The sequence below is a fragment of the Alloscardovia venturai genome (genome assembly GCF_042676605.1).
Taxonomy (GTDB): Bacteria; Actinomycetota; Actinomycetes; order Actinomycetales; family Bifidobacteriaceae; genus Alloscardovia; species Alloscardovia venturai.
Window position 1 is genome coordinate 15,899 of record NZ_JBHTHQ010000010.1, and the last position, 16,484, is coordinate 32,382.

The following is a 16,484-nucleotide window of genomic DNA, read 5'->3' on the forward strand; positions in this document are numbered from 1 at the left end:
ATGAGTAGCGTTGCAAGCGCTAAGAACAATCAGTGGTATCATGTGTGACTTTTATGAGCGACGTTTCCGAGTATGACGTTCAATGAGCTTTTCCTGGCTATCTGTGAGAGGTTTGCCATCTGAGTCAAAAGCGTGGCGTTCATAGGAGCCGTCGGGGAGCATGTGCCAAGAGCTTGTTGTGTCGGACATCTGCAAATCAACGTAATCAATGAGCGCCTGAATCTGCTCAGTATCTGTGATACGCACGAGAGCCTCAACACGTCTGTCGAGATTACGGTGCATCAAATCTGCAGATCCTATCCACACTTCAGGACCGGAAACTGGGCCTTCGCCTATCTGAGGACCTTGAGAATTAGCAAATGCAAAGATACGTGAATGTTCAAGGAACCTACCGAGAATGGAACGAACGCGAATATTCTCGCTAAGACCTGGAACTCCTGGCTTTAAAGCACAGATTCCACGCTCTACGATGTCTACCTTCACTCCTGCTTGACTTGCGCGGTAGAGAGCGTCGATACATTTCTCGTCGACCAAGGAGTTGACTTTAATCTTTATCCAAGCTTCCTTGCCATCACGAGCTGCCTGCTCTTCTCGGCGAATTCGTTCAATCAATCCTGTGCGGATGGTGCGAGGAGCGACGAGGAGACGATGGAAACTCGACTTCGGTGCGTATCCAGAAAGCTGATTAAACAGTCGCGTTAAATCTTGTCCCACGACGGGGTCGCACGTGAGCAATCCCATGTCGGTATAAGTACGCGCAGTTTTTGGATTGTAGTTTCCGGTACCGATGTGACAGTAGCGGCGCAGACCATCATTTTCACTGCGCACTACCATGGATAGTTTGGAATGAGTTTTCAATCCGACGATACCGTAAACGACATGAACACCTGCGCGCTCTAACTTTCGTGCCCATGCGATATTTGCCTCTTCGTCGAAGCGTGCCTTAATTTCGACCAATGCAAGCACTTGCTTACCTGCGTGCGCTGCATCAATGAGAGCATCGATGATAGGTGAGTTTCCAGAGGTGCGGTATAGCGTCTGCTTGATAGCAAGGACCTTTGGATCGCTCGCTGCCTGTTCCAAGAACGCCTGAACGGATGTAGAGAAGGAATCGTACGGGTGATGAAGCAAGATGTCATTTTCTCGAATCGCAGCAAAGATATCCTGCGCACGGCTGGATTCTACTTCAGCAATTTGACGGTTGGTTGTAGGAATGAAACTCTTATATTTCAAATCTGGACGATCGACACCATGAAGCTCAAACAGGCAGGTTAAGTCCAACGGCGAAGGAAGACGATACACTTCCGACTCGTCCACACCCAGCTGAGTGGCGAGAAGCTTACTCAGATATGGGCTGGTGACGTCAGAGAGTTCAAGTCGGATAGGAGGTCCGAAACGTCGACGAAGAAGCTCACGTTCCATAGCGTTCAGCAGGTTCTCTGCATCATCTTCCTCAACGTCAATGTCCTCATTACGAGTAAGCCTAAAAGCTCGCGCTTCCTTGATAGTCATGCCAGGGAAAAGTGTCTCGATATGGCTCAGTACGAGGTTCTCCATAGTGATAAAGCCATGACGGCGGTGTGCCTCCTCGACGGGGTTTGTGGAGGTATCATCCGCGTCATCTACAGGATAGAGACGTGGCAAGTTATCAGGAATCTTGACGCGGGCAAAATGTGTCTTTCCGCTCGCTGCATTTTCCACCAAGACAGCGAGGTTCAAAGACTTTCCAGAAATATAAGGGAATGGATGTGCTGGATCGACCGCTAGAGGAGTGAGCACAGGGAAGATGTAGCGACGATAGACCTTGGTAAGTCGTTCTTGCTCAGTAGGTGTTAAATCTGCCCATTTTAGCAGTACAATATTTTCCTGTGTGAGCTCAGGCAAGAGTGTCTGAGTGAAGTAATGGGCATGCTGATCTTGAAGACGATGTGCCTCCTCGCTCAGCTCGCGCAGCTGCTGACGCGCACTGAGACCACTCGCACTAGGGACTGCAATCCCAGAGTTAATGCGCCGCTTCAACCCTGCTACGCGTACCATGAAAAACTCATCGAGGTTACTTGCGAAGATGGCTTCAAAATTCGTGCGCTCAAGAATAGGGAGCGTTTCATCTTGAGCCAGCTCAAATACCCGTTGGTTAAATTTAAGCCAGCTTAATTCACGATCATAAAAACGGTTGCCAGGCAGAGGCTTATAACTTGCAGTGAGCGTAGAGTACTTGTCCTCTTTCTCGGTTTCTGCAATGTGCTCGGCAATCTGGTTGCGGAGTATTTCTTTGCTAGGTCCTGTGAATTGTTGCGCCATACCACTAGTTTATTAGGGCGTATGACTTTTAAAGTCTTTCGTAAAAATTGGGAGATAATTAGGGTCATCGGGGCAGAGACAATAAAAAACCGACCCCGAAGGGTCGGTATCAAAACCTAGCGGATATCTTCACAACTTCACTGTTATGGCGGTTAAAGTCTATTCATTCCGCCCAACGGAATTTAAGCTCTCTAGTGGCTTTTACTTCTTGTGGGCACCACTATTAAGTTTTGATAGTTCAATTATCCGTCATTTTTGAAGTGACACAAGCAGATTCTTTGAAGAAAAAACGAGTCGTGCATAAACTTTTACATTTGATTGATTCGTTTTATTATTGTCGCTTTTTGTGTGAGCTTGAACGCAAAGTGTGTGCATAAATATCTGTAAATGTGAGAATAATTGTTTCTTTTATAACGAACGCAAGAAAATGTGGAAAACTTTCAAGTTCTGTAGCGTGTTTCCACATCGGTACACATAGTTCGTTCGAGCTTTAAATATTCTGAGCAAGTATTCACGCTTGATGTATGATTATGAATACATATGTGACGCGCGGTGAGGAAGTAGCGTATATGCCAAGACCCTCACAAATGAGCGGTATTCCTGAGAAAGATGTGAATGCTGGACCTCCTGATAGGGATAGAAAGGCCGGAAATAGTGCGGTAACTATTTTGGCGGTTATCGGTGTGAGCGGAGGGTGTGGAACGAGTTCTTTCGCACTACAGCTTGGGCGGTACTTTCGGGACATACATGGGGATATATGTGTCGTTGATGCTGATTTCTCCGGAGGAGGAATCGATATCCTTGCAGGGTATGAGGAGGCAGAGGGGCTACGGTGGCATGATGTTCACACACCTCTAGGACATATAGACTCACGAGGATTTGTCCAAGAGATGATAGAAGCAGAAGGTATGTTTCTTTTGCCATGTCATCCATGGGGTGATGGGAAACAGCGTGATAGCGTGCAAGAAGCTGAGGCGAAGGCGACGAGGCAAAGTGAGAAATCATGGTGGGAGATAAAAGCTGTTTTTGAAGCTCTCGGACAAAATTTTGACCTTCTTGTCGTGGATTGCGGACGTCAAGTTTCTCCGTCATTAGTACAGGCGTGGTCTCAGCTTGAGCCTCGTGTAGAAATCATTCCCATCATTATGGGGACATTGTCGTTATGCTCGTTGGCGCGTATCCGCAGCGAGGTTGATAGATGGAAAACGTTGCCTAGTCCATTGAATAATTGCGTTACTGCTGTATCGCCTCTCGTTATAAGTTCACAGATATATCAGCATCGTAAGGCTCATCTCATCCATACTGCATCAAGCCAGAGCGTCGATGAGATAGAAGCAGAACGATTCGTAGGTGCGCCGATTGTAGGCCAGTATTACTTCGATTCGAAGATATCGCTTTTTTCTGCCCGAGGGTTTGGAATAGCTCCGGCGAGTAAAAGAAATTCGCTTTTGTACCAGAATGTAAGCGACCGTGTAGAGGCGGGTAAATTATGACTACTATGCTTGGTCCGCTCTCATCGCTTGCAAATAAGCCAGGCGTGACCGATATTGCAGTGACAAGTGATGGCAGAGTTTGGGCGGATAGTGGTGACGGCATGCATGAGGACCATCTCGAGTGTGGAACTCTGATGCCTCATGACGTCAGGGACTTTGCTGTTCAACTGTGTGCAAGCCTGGGCAAAAGGCTTGATGACGCTCAGCCGATTACGGATGCAGTGACGTCAGATGGGATTCGAGTCCATGCTGTTCTCGCCCCGATTGTCCCGCAAGGTGCCTCGCTGTCAATTCGTCTACCTGATAAGCGGTTAAATACTCTTCATGATTTGGTGAGTGCGAGGATGATTCCGCCGAGATGGGAAAAATTTGTGGAGCAACTCGTTCTGGCTCGAAAATCTATCCTCGTGTGTGGCGGAACAGGCGCAGGAAAGACTACCTTGGTGCGTGCAATGCTGGGAATTATTCCCGAAAATGAACGTGTAATTCTTGTAGAAGAAACCCGCGAACTTGCTACAAGTTTGCATGCAAACGGCGAATCTTTGACTGTTCGAGATGCGAATGTGGAAGGCGCGGGGCAGATTACTCTTTCAGATTTGGTAAAAGCAACGGTTCGCATGCGACCAGACCGGATTGTACTGGGAGAATGCCGCGGAGAGGAAGTGGCAGATTTGTTGCGCGCGCTCAACAGTGGGCATAGGGGAAGCTTCACTACTCTTCATGCCGATAGTATTGAGCGCGTACCTGCGCGGTTATGCGCGTTAGGTTTGCTTGCTCATATCGATGTTGCAGCTACTGCCATGCTCGCGGCGCACGCTCTCGATATTGTCATCCACGTTGTTCGAGATAAGAATGGTAGGCATATTTCGAGCATTGGCCGTCTGGAGACTGATCTTCACGGTGCTCTCATAGGAGTACCGTTAGCTTCGTGGGATGGAGTGAATGAACCGCGTCAATCGGTTGAATTTGAGCGGCTAAAGGAGCAGCTCAGTACATCCCTTGAATCATCCTGCTTGGTTAGTACAGCACATGATACTGAGCTTCAGACCGATCGTGAGCATGTAGATGATTATAGAGCAGAGATGCTTGAAAGTGATGCCACAATTGAATTTTCAAAAATTTTATAGATGCAAAAGATGGGTATGAACGGGGACACCGCAATATACAAGGAGGAAACAATGTTACGGCTTTGTACACTGCGACTATGTGCTATGGAATCTGCGTGTGGGCGGAATGTGCATGCACAAAATTCATTAACGAGAGCACTTACCGCTTCTGAACTCATTACTACAATGACGAGCTGCCTGAGGTCTGGCATGGGGCTTACTGATACATGTGGTTTTCTTCGCGGATGGGCAGCTTCGAGCGCGACAGTAGATGAGTATTCAGTAACATCGTTAGTTCGTGCTCGTGTAGGTAGTGATAAAAACCTGAGTGCGCGACTATATAGTGTGTGCAAATTGAGTGAACGCGTGGGATGTTCTGCAGTACAGTGTCTAGAAATTCTGCTTGACGATATCAGGCGCAGTGATTTGCGTGAAAGTAGACGCACGGATTCCACTGCAGTGGCGCGCATGACGGTTCGTGTTCTTTTTGCTCTTCCTCTAGTGACGACGGTAATGAGTGAGCTTGCAGGAGCTCATACGGTAAGTTTCTTATTAGGAAAATCGTTAGGGTGGACGAGTTTAGGAATTGCGTCAGCGTTGTATTGCGCAGGGTTTGTATGGATACGGCATCTAGTGTCGCAATTTGACAGTGCGACGTCTTCTCGTCTAGACGCGTCGGGCGGATGGGGCAGCAATGCGCGGTAATATGCGTCTTCAATCGATGTTTCCTGACAGATCTCAGACCTCTTACAGCGCGGAACTTATCCTCGAAATGATTGAGGTAAGTATCAATAGGGGAAGCTCACTTCCGTTATCTCTCATAGCAGTAGGAATGGTGCTGCATAATGACATCGGTAAAGATTTACGCGTTGTAGGGCAACGTTTATCGAGCGGAGAACAGTGGGATAGCGTATGGAAAGAGTATAAGAATAAAACTATTCTACTCAGCACTATTCATGATGTTCTTGAACCTGCATGGAAGCGAGGAGTGAGCGCATCGCTACGCATTGAGAACGCGATAGTTCAGCTTAATGACAATGAATCAGTAGCAATATCGCAAGCTGGTCACGAGCTCTCAATACGCATTCTTCTTCCTCTGGGATTATGTTTCCTTCCAGGATTCATTATCATCACCGTAGCTCCGCTCCTTGCGTCATGGCAAGGCATTATGGGATAGCTCTATCGGTAACGACACAGTTATCCACATTGGTACACAGTGAACTGTTCTTCTAGCACTTACTCAGCTGAAAAGCCACTATAGGAATAAGCCCTTATAGGGGAACTTAAAAAGTAAGGAATACCAATGAAAAAGCGAATAAATGAGCTGGTCTTACACGCAATGACTCGGTGCTCAACAGCACTTAACAAGTGGAAAGAAAAAGTGAGTACAGATGACCCGGGTATGGCTACAGCTGAGTATGCGGTAGTCCTCGTGGCTGCTACAAGTTTTGCAGCAGTTCTTGTAGCTATCCTCAAGTCAGAAGCTGTGCGTCAGATTCTAACAAAGCTTGTGACTGATGCTCTTAGCGTTGTTTCGTAGGAGGCGTAAGTACTGTGATACATGCGATGCGTAGAATCAAGAAATTCTTAAAGTTCTTCGATAGGAATGACCGCGGTACAGTAACTGCTGAGTTTGCTATTGTACTTCCGGTAGCAGTCGCCTTGGCTGTCATAGTACTTTCTCTAACTCGCATCGTGGTAGTTCAACTTGACTGCCATGATGCGGCTCGTCAAGCTGCTTTCGAGATACAAACGTCATTGCAAGATAACAGTTCACGCGATATTGCAGAGAAAAATGCGCATCACGTTGCGATGAAAACAAGTAATACTCTTACAGGAATTACAGTGAATTGGACAGGAAATTCCTTCCATATTCGTACATCATGCTCGGTCCTTACGAGGAGTATTTCTCGAACGCCACTCATCGTGCATGGGCAGGCGAGAGGAGAACTTTATGTGGTGGATGAATGATGACGAAGGTTCAGGTACCGCACTAGGCGTTGGTATTACGGCTGCTGTGGCAGTAGTAGCAACAGTTGTGATTTTTGCTGCAAGTTTTCTGATATGCAAAGCTCATGTAAGGTCGGATGCTGAGCAAACTGCATTAGCGGCTGCTCAGTATCTACAATTGGCACTACACGACAAATCACGCACATATGCGGATGCTTGCGCTGTAGCTCGCGGTAACGCTCATCATATGTATACGAAGCTTGAATCGTGTACGATACATGGCGAGAACGTAGATGTAAGTATGAGTGCGCAACCGAGCATTAGCATACTGCCACGAGTGCAGATAAAGACACGAGCTGGTCCCGTCGAATGTGTCCCAAGAAATCGGTAGCCTAGAGCCATGGCTTTAGCATTGTATCGACGTTATCGACCTGACACATTTGAAGGCGTTATAGGGCAAGATCATGTCACGAAACCGCTTTCTCGTGCGTTGGATGAAGGCAAGCTAACCCATGCCTATCTCTTTTCTGGTCCGCGAGGATGCGGCAAGACTTCTTCTGCGCGTATTTTAGCGCGATGCATTAATTGTGTGGAGGGTCCAACGTCGCATCCATGCGGGAAGTGTGAAAGTTGTAGAGATCTGTCCACTCAGGGTTCTGGGTCTATTGACGTTGTAGAAATTGATGCGGCAAGCCATGGAAGTGTGGAAGATGCTCGTGAACTAAGGGAGCGTGCAGGATTTGCTCCTGCCCGTGATCGTTACAAGATTTTTATCCTTGATGAAGCTCACATGGTGACGAGTAACGGTTTTAATGCTTTGCTCAAAATCGTCGAGGAACCACCAGAGCATGTGATGTTTATCTTTGCTACAACTGAGCCGGATAAAGTTATCAGTACTATTCGATCTCGTACACATCACTATCCATTTAGGCTTGTTCCACCAGAAATTATGCAGCCATATTTGGAGGATATTTGTCAGAAAGAAGATATTACTCTTGAATCGGGTGTCTTAAAGCTTGCAATGCGCGCTGGCGCTGGTTCGATGCGTGATACTTTGTCTGTACTCGATCAATTGATGGTTGGGGCGGTCGATGACAAGATTACCTACCAGGATTCTGTGGCATTACTGGGCTTTACTCCGGATAATCTCATCAGTGAGGCAATAGACGCGATTATCGCTCATGATGGTCCTGCACTCTACGGTGTTATTGAGAGGGTAGTCATAGGTGGCTTCGACCCTCGTAAATTTGTAGAAGATCTCCTAGCGTATGTTCGAGACCTTTTAGTCCTTACAATTGCTGGCGTGCATGCTCAGTCCGCTTTGGGGACTGGACAGTCTGCGCAAGTTATCGAAGATATGCAGCGTCAAGCTTCTCATCTTGATTTAAATGCGTTGAATGTTATGGCGGAGCGCATCAACACTGCACTTTCGTCAATGAGTGGGACGATGTCCCCACGAATGCGACTAGAACTTTTAGCTGCATCGCTCCTACTTCCGATAAGTACGATGAGTGTGACTGATTTATCACAATCTCAGCACTCGGGGTCTATGGAAAGCGCAGCCTCACAGTCTGGATCTAAGTCGGCACACCCGTCTCCATCACGTCGTAGTCGTGCTACTGCCCGTGTAGCAGCAGAAAAATCAATTGTGAGTGGAGAAACGTCTGCTGTAGAAAATACAGTCAATGCGGAAAGTGCACAGGCTGGAGCCACTCCGAACCTTGTACACTCGAAAGATACGTCTGAGCAGCATATCCCTCTTGACCCAGCACATGCTGCAGATGAATGGGCTAACCTCATTCAGTCGCTCCCCGAGCAGATTCGCCATACAGTAAGTGCTGAGCACATTCCTCATGTGGAGCTTCGCGAGCGAGGTGGGCGTCATTTTATGGTGCTTACATTCGCTGATCCTTTGAGTCAGTATGCTTTTGGACTTGCCGTGTCGAATGAACCAGTCCAGGGCGAGACGAAGCTCCTTAAGATTCTGAATGCGAAATTGACTCATACTTATGGCGAGCCAGTCATTGTCGCACCGGCGGCTCACACAGTGGATGGTCACTCTGTGCCACCGATGAGCAAATTGAACGCATCAGAACAGGCACAAATCAAATCACAAATTGCACAAATGGCTGCTAAAGCAGCGTTGGCAAGCCTTAAGGCTGGTCGTGTAGAACCAAAGGGACCGATATCCTCTCATGAGAGTCATGAAAGTAGCGAAACGTCAGGTTCCGATGATGCGGAGGCTGACCACCATGCTGCTCAACATATCATTACGACCGTAGGGGCGCCAAATGCCACAGATATCATTACGGAAGAAGATGATTTTGATCCTTGGGCTCGCCCAGTATCCTCTTCACATACTGAAGATGATAAACAGCACGAGCTAGCAAACGGTGTTTTAGCGGTAAACTCGGTAGAAGCTAAGTCGGAAGCTGAGTCTGAAACTAATACTGAACCTGATGCAGAAAATTCAAACTCGGCAGGAATTTCCCCGGACGCAGCAGCTCGTGAGAAGCCGAATGATTACGATCCATGGGCAGTACAAGCAAGTGACCATGTATATGGTGAACGTGACGGTGCCCGTCAGGAGGAAGACCGGCAGCCAAATGTTACGCATGAAACTGATTACAAGCATGACAAATCTGCGCATCTATCGCGTGGAATCTCGCATGAATCATCGCACAGATTGTCTGATACCCTAACAGACAGGAAGTCTGGCGAGTCATCTGACAGTTCGTTAGCGCATACGCGAGTAGAAGAAACACAGGAGGAATCGGAGGCGAAAAAAGAGAGCGTTTCTGCGGAGGATGATACTTACTCAATAGATGATATTGACATCTCTGCAGGACAGATGAGTATGGAAGATGTTGAAAAACTTTTTAACGCTAAGCGTATAGAAGAGTTTTCTGCGAATGATGCACACAACCCTGTACAGTGATTATTGCTACACGCACGTTGTTTGAATAATGTTGATTTGGATAACATTTGAATCCAATAGTGTGCCTGCGAGCAGAGAAGTATTGCTAAGAAAACATTACTTAAATATTAAATAGGATAGAGAGAAGTCGCGTGCCAAGTATGTATGATGGTGCTATTCAGGCGCTAATTGATGCATTTGCTAAGCTACCTGGTATTGGTCCTAAAGGTGCTCAGCGTATCGCATTTCATCTACTTAATGTTGACGAGTCGGATGCTCAGGAACTTGCACGGTCTATCATTGACATGCGCGAAAAAGTGCGATTCTGCGATGTGTGCGGTAACGTATGTGAGAACTCGCCGTGCCCGATTTGTGCAGACCCTCGCCGAGACCATACGACTATTTGTGTAGTTCAAGAGCCGAAGGACGTCATGAGTATCGAACGCACTCATGAGTATCGTGGTGTGTATCACGTCCTTGGCGGTGCTATTAATCCTATGGCAAATGTTGGTCCGCAAGATTTAAATATCGTTTCGCTTGTGCGTCGGATACAAGATGCGGAAAAAGATGATAATGCTGAGCCGATTCAAGAAATTATTCTTGCGTTGAATCCTGACATTGAAGGTGAGGCTACGACTACGTATCTCAGTCGTTTGCTCAGTCCCGTAGGTATTGAAATCACTCGCTTAGCTAGTGGTCTGCCTGTCGGCGGAGATTTGGAATATGCTGATGAAGTTACTCTTGGAAGGGCTCTTGCTGGACGTCGCGCAGTCGGGTAAAAGTCGAGTAAAACTTTCGGTAAAAGTCAGGTAAAAAGACTGAGTAAACCAGACGAAGAGACGAATACAATCGAGCATGTGCGCGCTCATAAATGATACGTGTATCTCAAGCAGTGGTTGTTGCCCCGTCTTCAATCTCTTTGTGTGCGTAAACTAGGAGCATACAGAGAATAAGATTAGCTATCAAGCAGACGGGATTAGCATGGCTCTTATCGTGCAGAAGTACGGCGGCTCGTCAGTGGCGGATGCCGAATCCATCAAGCGTGTAGCTCGGCGCATTATTGAAACTCAGAAGAAGGGTAATGACGTCGCTGTTGTTGTGTCTGCGATGGGAGATACAACCGATGAACTTATTGATCAAGCGTTAAGTATTGACTCCAATCCTTCTGCTCGTGAAATGGATATGCTCATGACCGCTGGAGAGCGTATTTCCATGTCCCTTTTGGCTATGGCTATCCAGGCACAAGGCGTAAAAGCGCATTCTTTTACAGGCTCTCAAGCAGGTTTTATGACGGATGCTCAGTATGGTGCTGCACATATTCGTGCGGTAAAGCCTGAACGTGTGCGACAAGCTATCAATAATGGTGAAATTGCTATCGTAGCGGGTTTCCAAGGAATGAATCCAGAGGGAGACGCGACGACCCTAGGGCGTGGCGGATCTGATACTTCCGCTGTAGCGCTAGCGGTAGCTCTTGGTGCTGACGTATGCGAGATTTATACCGATGTAGATGGGGTGTTTACCGCAGATCCACGTATCGTCCCTACAGCTCAGCGTATTGACTCTATTTCCTATGATGCAATTCTTGAGATGGCAGCAAGTGGATCAAAAGTTCTTGCTTTGCGCTGTGTAGAGTATGCTCGTCGCTTTAATATGCCTCTTCATGTACGGTCATCCTTCTCAAAGCGCAAGGGCACGATTGTCCTGAGCGACCACGCACAGCTTACTTCCATACCTAATCGTGACTGACTGGTTATGAGGGGCAAAAAGAGAGATGGCGCGGGGAGATGCAGAAGACGTAGGAGAGCAGTCGGAACAATAGCAGTCCTCACTTTCTCTCGCCGCTCCCCGAGAAGCAAGTTTATCGACGACCAATATTGAGATTTATAAAAACGAAACTTATAAAACTGAATTCAATACCTAGCAAGTGTGAAAGTTAAAGGAGATTTATATGACGGAGAGCACTTCTATCGGTGACATGTTTCCTGACATGACAGGGCCGGAAGCTCCTATCATTTCTGGCGTGGCACATGACTCAAGCGAAGCAATGATGACCTTGCGCGGTATCCCTGACATGCCAGGACGAGTGACGGCAGTTTTCACTGGACTTGCTGATGCTGGTGTCAACATTGACATGATCGTCCAAGCACTCGCAGCAGCTGACTCTACACATCGAGTTGCAGATATTTCCTTTACTTTCCCCGAGTCTCAGCTTCGTAAAGTAGAAGAATTCGTGGATTCCCATAAAGAGCAGTTAGAGTATCAGCTTGCTGATGTCAATACTCAAATTGGCAAAATCTCGCTTGTTGGGGTTGGCATGAAGACGCACTCAGGCATCACTGCTCGTTTCTTTAAAGCTCTTTCGGATGAGCAAATTAATGTTTTGATGATTTCTACATCCGAAATTCGTCTATCTGCACTCGTTCCACTTGAGAATCTTACAACTGCTGTGCGTAGTGTTCACACGGCATTTGGCTTGGATGCGAACACTATCGAGGCAGTTGTCTATGGAGGGACTGGACGCTAATGGTACAGATTAATGATAAAGGTGTAAATCTTGCAGTTCTCGGCGCTACTGGGCAGGTGGGAATGGTTATGCGCTCCATCCTGGCAGAGCGTAAATTCCCAGTGAAGGATGTGCGATTTCTTGCATCATCTCACTCTGCTGGAACTGTGTTGAACTTTGAAGGTCATGACGTCACAGTTGAGGATGTAGAACAAGCAGATTTGAGCGGTATCGACATCGCCATCTTCTCTGCTGGCGGTGGTACCTCTAAAATATGGGCGCCGAAGTTCGCTGCTGCGGGTGCTTATGTCATAGATAATTCTTCGCAGTGGCGTATGCATGATGATGTGCCGCTTGTCGTCGCAGAGGTCAACCCTGAAGATTTGGATGATGTGCCAAGCCATATCATCGCGAATCCAAACTGCTCTACCATGGCAGTCATGGCGCCACTGAAGGCGCTGAGTGACAAGTTTGGTTTGAAACGGCTTATCGCATCTTCTTACCAGGCAGTGTCAGGAGCTGGTCGCGGCGGTGTGCTCCAGCTGATGAATGAAGCTCAGGCGGCGCTTGAGCAGGGAGCGGATAAGCTTGTTTTCGACGGTAAGGCAATTGATTTTCCACAGCCAACTAAAGTTGTCAAGACCATTGCTTTCAACGCGGTTCCATTCATCGGCGCATATGCTGACGACGGAAGTTTAGAGACTGATGAAGAGCAGAAATTGCGCAACGAAAGTCGCAAGATTCTTCATCTGCCGCATCTTTTGGCGACCTGTACGTGTGTGCGCGTCGGTGTCTTTACAGCGCATGGTATGAGTCTTGACTGCGAGTTTGAGAAAGATGTGACTGTCGAGCAAGCGAAAGAGGTACTTTCTGTCGCTTCGGGCGTGCAACTTATGGATGTTCCAACACCTCAAGATGCCGCTGGTAAGGACCCTAGCTTTGTGGGACGTATCTTCCAGAATCAGGCATTTGAAGGTCATAAAGGTCTGTCTATGTTTGTGACGAATGACAATCTTCGCAAGGGCGCTGCATTGAATGCTATACAAATCGCTGAAGTAATGGTACGCAAGCACTTTTCAGACCGTCTCTAGTAAGAGCGTCTTTCATTTTGCATAAGTATGTTTTGCATAAGTATGCGAGTGTGAGCATCGCTGTGTGAAAATACGGCACAGACATCACTGCGGTAGTTCGATTTAAGCTGCGTCAATCAACACTATGCACTATCAAACTACCGCAGTTATTAATATGTTGCTGTATGCGAGGTTTGCAGGAAGATACATAAGGATAATTCACGATAGCTATAGAGCCTGCCGTGTAAAATTTATGCCTATGATAAACATGAGTGCAGCTGCAAGAGAAGCAATTAATCAGCTTGAACGTCTAGTAGCATTGGGATATGCTGATGTGGCAGACTTGAGCAACGATGAGTTTCGCTCTCTAGCTCAGCCTATGATTAGTGCGCTGAACTCTGACGCAGGAGCAAAATTAGGTGAGAACATACTTCTCGTCCCTACTCGCGAGCTTGTCTCACCAGAATCTCTTATTGCTCGTACAGCCGTAGGGAGGAATGCTGGTTTCACGACAATGCCACCTCGTGATATTCAAAGTTTTCTTCCTCAGGACGGGTGTGAACCACCTGAAGGTCCGTTTTATATAGTTGTTGATCCGCATACTGGTACGAAGTATACGAACCGTGAGCCTGACGTAGCGCGTAAGCTAATTGATTCAGACAATAAACTTCCTCTGACTTTGGAAGAGGGTCTTGCCATCGCTACCCAACATACAGAGTGGCTCACGGATAAGAATGGTTTTAACCTTCTTGGCTCAAGGTCTGCGGATGGGCGTGTGCCAAGTATCTGGGTCAGCCAGAATTCTCCGCGCCTTGGTGCAGTCTGGCCGAATTCGCGCCATACATGGCTAGGCAATGCGTATTGTCTGGGTAGGCGAGGGGTGGCGTTGTCACATTTTGCCTGAAATGTGACAACAGTGTGCAGCTGGTACGTGTAAGCTGTCGGTATTGGTATATTACTTATCGTCGCAAGACTAGTGGGGAGTCGTTTTGTTATGCGGACCTTCATGACCGATTTCCTGCCGATGCCCGTACAATGAGGTACACATAGTCTTTCATCAATTAACCCCCTGGGGTCCTTTAAGAGTAGGTGGTGTGATGAGTTCTGTATTTGATTTAGCGCCAATCGCGGCGGCATCTAATGGCGGAAATAACGATCCGCACTTGCCACAGCCTCGTTTTGTGGGTATGCCACAACGCCCGAGCAAAATGCCGTATGAGAAGTATATCGCGTATGACAAGCAGGTACCGTTCTCCTATCCTCAACGCACGTGGCCGGATAAAAAGTTGCAGCGCGCGCCACGGTGGTGCTCAGTAGATTTACGCGATGGTAATCAGTCGCTTGTTAATCCGATGGATTCCGCTCGGAAACTGCGTTTTTGGAATCTCTTAGTTTCCATGGGCTATAAGGAGATTGAAGTAGGTTTTCCTTCGGCATCGGAGACGGACTACGATTTTATTCGCATGCTTATCGAACGTCAACTCATTCCTGACGACGTTACCATTGCAGTCCTGACGCAAGCACGTGAGCATTTGATACGTAAGACATACGAGGCATTGCGCGGATGTAAACGTGCGATTGTTCACTTCTATAACTCAACGTCTGTGCTACAGCGCGAGGTTGTTTTCCGTAAGGATAAGGACGGTATTAAGCAGCTTGCAACGGATGCGGCGCGTTTGTGTAAAGAATTAGAGACTGAGGCTGAGGGCATTGATATCTCTTATGAGTATTCTCCTGAGTCCTTCACAGGAACTGAGCCTGAGTTTGCACTTGAAGTGTGCGATGCTGTAGTGGATGTGATTCAGCCTACTGCTGAGCATCCGATGATTATTAACATTCCGGCTACCGTAGAGATGACGACGCCTAACGTCTTTGCTGATCAGATTGAATTCTTACATAAGAATTTGAAGAATCGTGATGCTATTGTCCTGTCCCTGCACCCGCATAACGACGAGGGCATGGCCATCGCTGCGACGGAGTTGGCACTTCTTGCAGGAGCGGACCGTGTGGAAGGCTGTCTATTCGGTAACGGTGAGCGTACGGGTAATGTGGATTTGTGCACGCTCGGGCTAAACCTCCTTGTGCAAGGCATTGATCCGCAAATTGATTTTTCCAATTTGCACGAAGTACGCAAAATTGTTGAGTATTGTAATCAAGTTGTGCTTTCAGAACGCCATCCGTATATCGGAAACTTTGTCTTTACTGCATTCTCAGGTTCGCACCAGGATGCAATCAAGAAGGGTATGGAAGCTCGCGAGGTTGCTGCGGGGCTACAGGGAGCTGATTTAGATACGTTCCTCTGGCAGGTGCCATATCTTCCAATTGATCCGAAGGATGTTGGTGGCAGCTACGAAGCAGTCATTCGAGTCAATTCTCAGTCAGGTAAGGGAGGTATGGCTTATCTGCTCAAGACAAACCATAACCTCGACCTTCCAAAGCGATTGCAGATTGAATTTGACAAGATTGTCCAAAAATACGCCGATGAGACGAAGCGCGAAGTTAAGGATGAAGATATTTGGCGTCTCTTCAAAGACGAGTACTTACCTGTTGAGGAGTCGGGGAATCATCCCGCGCTCGCTGATTCTCATGACGATAGTCTCAATCGTTGGGGACGTTTCCGTCTACTTGGCGCAAACATTATGTCTGGGGAGTCAAGCTCTGACACCGTTATCAAGATTAAGATTGAGGACAATGGCTTCCCTCATGAAGATGTCGAGCCTCATGTTCAGGAACTATCCGGAATTGGCAACGGCCCTATTGCTGCATTCGTGAATGCTATTTCTGTGCTTGGCGTGACTGTATCTGTCCTCGATTATGCTGAACATGCATTGTCGTCCGGCGGCGACGCGGTAGCTGCCTCTTATGTAGAGTGTCAGATAGGTGATGACTCTAATCCACAAATCATATGGGGAGTAGGCATCGACTCGTCCATTACGACAAGCTCGTTGAAGGCAATCCTGTCTGCTGTTAATCGCACGATGCGCTAAGAGAAGATGGTATGACGTCTCATAACCAAACCAAGACGCCACACTATCTTTATTTTCTTTGGAGTGGTTTGGGGTATGTTCCACGTGAAACATACCCCAAACCACTTGCTTTTTTACTTTATTTCCTATAGCTCTCATGTACTCGTACTGCTGGTCG

15 protein-coding genes are annotated in these 16,484 nt (G+C 47.4%); 14 read left to right on the forward strand and 1 reads right to left on the reverse strand.

All coding sequences use genetic code 11. The features are described from left to right. Positions 1–51: 51 nt before the first annotated feature. Positions 52–2,301: an RNA degradosome polyphosphate kinase gene (locus tag ACFQY8_RS01140; RefSeq protein WP_377937798.1), complete on the reverse strand. Its 2,250-nt coding sequence runs from the start codon at positions 2,299–2,301 to the stop codon at positions 52–54. A 524-nt stretch (positions 2,302–2,825) separates the two neighbouring features. On the opposite strand from ACFQY8_RS01140, the gene ACFQY8_RS01145 reads away from it, so the two are divergent. The 14 genes from ACFQY8_RS01145 to leuA all read left to right on the forward strand — a co-directional run bounded on the left by ACFQY8_RS01145 (position 2,826) and on the right by leuA (position 16,327). After that, positions 2,826–3,794 carry a hypothetical protein gene (locus ACFQY8_RS01145; protein ID WP_377937799.1) on the forward strand — a complete coding sequence of 323 codons (969 nt, stop codon included), beginning with the start codon at positions 2,826–2,828 and terminating at the stop codon, positions 3,792–3,794. Continuing rightward, complete coding sequence (locus tag ACFQY8_RS01150) at positions 3,791–4,921, forward strand: CpaF family protein (RefSeq protein WP_377937800.1); 1,131 nt, start codon at positions 3,791–3,793, stop codon at positions 4,919–4,921. The genes ACFQY8_RS01145 and ACFQY8_RS01150 overlap by 4 nt, the downstream gene beginning before the upstream one ends. A 51-nt stretch (positions 4,922–4,972) precedes the next feature. Beyond that, positions 4,973–5,605, forward strand: a complete 633-nt coding sequence (locus tag ACFQY8_RS01155) for a type II secretion system F family protein (protein WP_377937801.1) — start codon at positions 4,973–4,975, stop codon at positions 5,603–5,605. After that, positions 5,595–6,077 carry a hypothetical protein gene (locus ACFQY8_RS01160; protein WP_377937802.1) on the forward strand — a complete coding sequence of 161 codons (483 nt, stop codon included), beginning with the start codon at positions 5,595–5,597 and terminating at the stop codon, positions 6,075–6,077. Before ACFQY8_RS01155 ends, ACFQY8_RS01160 begins: the two co-directional genes overlap by 11 nt. Before the next feature lie 126 nt (positions 6,078–6,203). After that, positions 6,204–6,440 (forward strand): DUF4244 domain-containing protein, encoded by a 237-nt coding sequence (locus ACFQY8_RS01165; RefSeq protein ID WP_377937803.1) that lies wholly within the window; start codon positions 6,204–6,206, stop codon positions 6,438–6,440. 14 nt (positions 6,441–6,454) lie between these two features. Then, entirely contained in the window at positions 6,455–6,871 is a 417-nt protein-coding gene (locus ACFQY8_RS01170; protein WP_377937804.1) for a TadE/TadG family type IV pilus assembly protein, read from the forward strand. After that, entirely contained in the window at positions 6,855–7,241 is a 387-nt protein-coding gene (locus ACFQY8_RS01175; RefSeq protein WP_377937805.1) for an Rv3654c family TadE-like protein, read from the forward strand. Before ACFQY8_RS01170 ends, ACFQY8_RS01175 begins: the two co-directional genes overlap by 17 nt. A 9-nt stretch (positions 7,242–7,250) precedes the next feature. Further along, positions 7,251–9,788, forward strand: a complete 2,538-nt coding sequence (gene dnaX / locus ACFQY8_RS01180; protein WP_377937806.1) for a DNA polymerase III subunit gamma/tau — start codon at positions 7,251–7,253, stop codon at positions 9,786–9,788. Between the two features lie 131 nt (positions 9,789–9,919). After that, entirely contained in the window at positions 9,920–10,546 is a 627-nt protein-coding gene (gene recR, locus ACFQY8_RS01185; RefSeq protein ID WP_377937807.1) for a recombination mediator RecR, read from the forward strand. A 202-nt stretch (positions 10,547–10,748) separates the two neighbouring features. Continuing rightward, positions 10,749–11,513: an aspartate kinase gene (locus ACFQY8_RS01190; RefSeq protein ID WP_377937808.1), complete on the forward strand. Its 765-nt coding sequence runs from the start codon at positions 10,749–10,751 to the stop codon at positions 11,511–11,513. A gap of 202 nt (positions 11,514–11,715) precedes the next feature. Beyond that, positions 11,716–12,291, forward strand: a complete 576-nt coding sequence (locus ACFQY8_RS01195) for an ACT domain-containing protein (RefSeq protein ID WP_377937809.1) — start codon at positions 11,716–11,718, stop codon at positions 12,289–12,291. Beyond that, positions 12,291–13,361, forward strand: coding sequence for an aspartate-semialdehyde dehydrogenase (locus tag ACFQY8_RS01200; RefSeq protein WP_377937810.1), 1,071 nt, complete (start codon positions 12,291–12,293; stop codon positions 13,359–13,361). The genes ACFQY8_RS01195 and ACFQY8_RS01200 overlap by 1 nt, the downstream gene beginning before the upstream one ends. Before the next feature lie 247 nt (positions 13,362–13,608). Further along, complete coding sequence (locus tag ACFQY8_RS01205) at positions 13,609–14,244, forward strand: DUF5701 family protein (protein WP_377937834.1); 636 nt, start codon at positions 13,609–13,611, stop codon at positions 14,242–14,244. Positions 14,245–14,437: 193 nt separating this feature from the next. Further along, positions 14,438–16,327 (forward strand): 2-isopropylmalate synthase, encoded by a 1,890-nt coding sequence (leuA, locus tag ACFQY8_RS01210; RefSeq protein ID WP_377937836.1) that lies wholly within the window; start codon positions 14,438–14,440, stop codon positions 16,325–16,327. Positions 16,328–16,484: the final 157 nt, after the last annotated feature.

Coding starts and splice junctions, on each gene's coding strand:
- ACFQY8_RS01165 (WP_377937803.1), top strand. CDS start 6,204: ATGAAAAAGCGAATAAATGAGCTGGTCTTACACGCAATGACTCGGTGC.
- dnaX (WP_377937806.1), top strand. CDS start 7,251: ATGGCTTTAGCATTGTATCGACGTTATCGACCTGACACATTTGAAGGC.
- ACFQY8_RS01145 (WP_377937799.1), top strand. CDS start 2,826: ATGATTATGAATACATATGTGACGCGCGGTGAGGAAGTAGCGTATATG.
- ACFQY8_RS01150 (WP_377937800.1), top strand. CDS start 3,791: ATGACTACTATGCTTGGTCCGCTCTCATCGCTTGCAAATAAGCCAGGC.
- ACFQY8_RS01175 (WP_377937805.1), top strand. CDS start 6,855: ATGTGGTGGATGAATGATGACGAAGGTTCAGGTACCGCACTAGGCGTT.
- ACFQY8_RS01205 (WP_377937834.1), top strand. CDS start 13,609: ATGAGTGCAGCTGCAAGAGAAGCAATTAATCAGCTTGAACGTCTAGTA.
- ACFQY8_RS01195 (WP_377937809.1), top strand. CDS start 11,716: ATGACGGAGAGCACTTCTATCGGTGACATGTTTCCTGACATGACAGGG.
- ACFQY8_RS01160 (WP_377937802.1), top strand. CDS start 5,595: ATGCGCGGTAATATGCGTCTTCAATCGATGTTTCCTGACAGATCTCAG.
- leuA (WP_377937836.1), top strand. CDS start 14,438: ATGAGTTCTGTATTTGATTTAGCGCCAATCGCGGCGGCATCTAATGGC.
- ACFQY8_RS01140 (WP_377937798.1), bottom strand. CDS start 2,301: ATGGCGCAACAATTCACAGGACCTAGCAAAGAAATACTCCGCAACCAG.
- ACFQY8_RS01190 (WP_377937808.1), top strand. CDS start 10,749: ATGGCTCTTATCGTGCAGAAGTACGGCGGCTCGTCAGTGGCGGATGCC.
- ACFQY8_RS01155 (WP_377937801.1), top strand. CDS start 4,973: ATGTTACGGCTTTGTACACTGCGACTATGTGCTATGGAATCTGCGTGT.
- ACFQY8_RS01200 (WP_377937810.1), top strand. CDS start 12,291: ATGGTACAGATTAATGATAAAGGTGTAAATCTTGCAGTTCTCGGCGCT.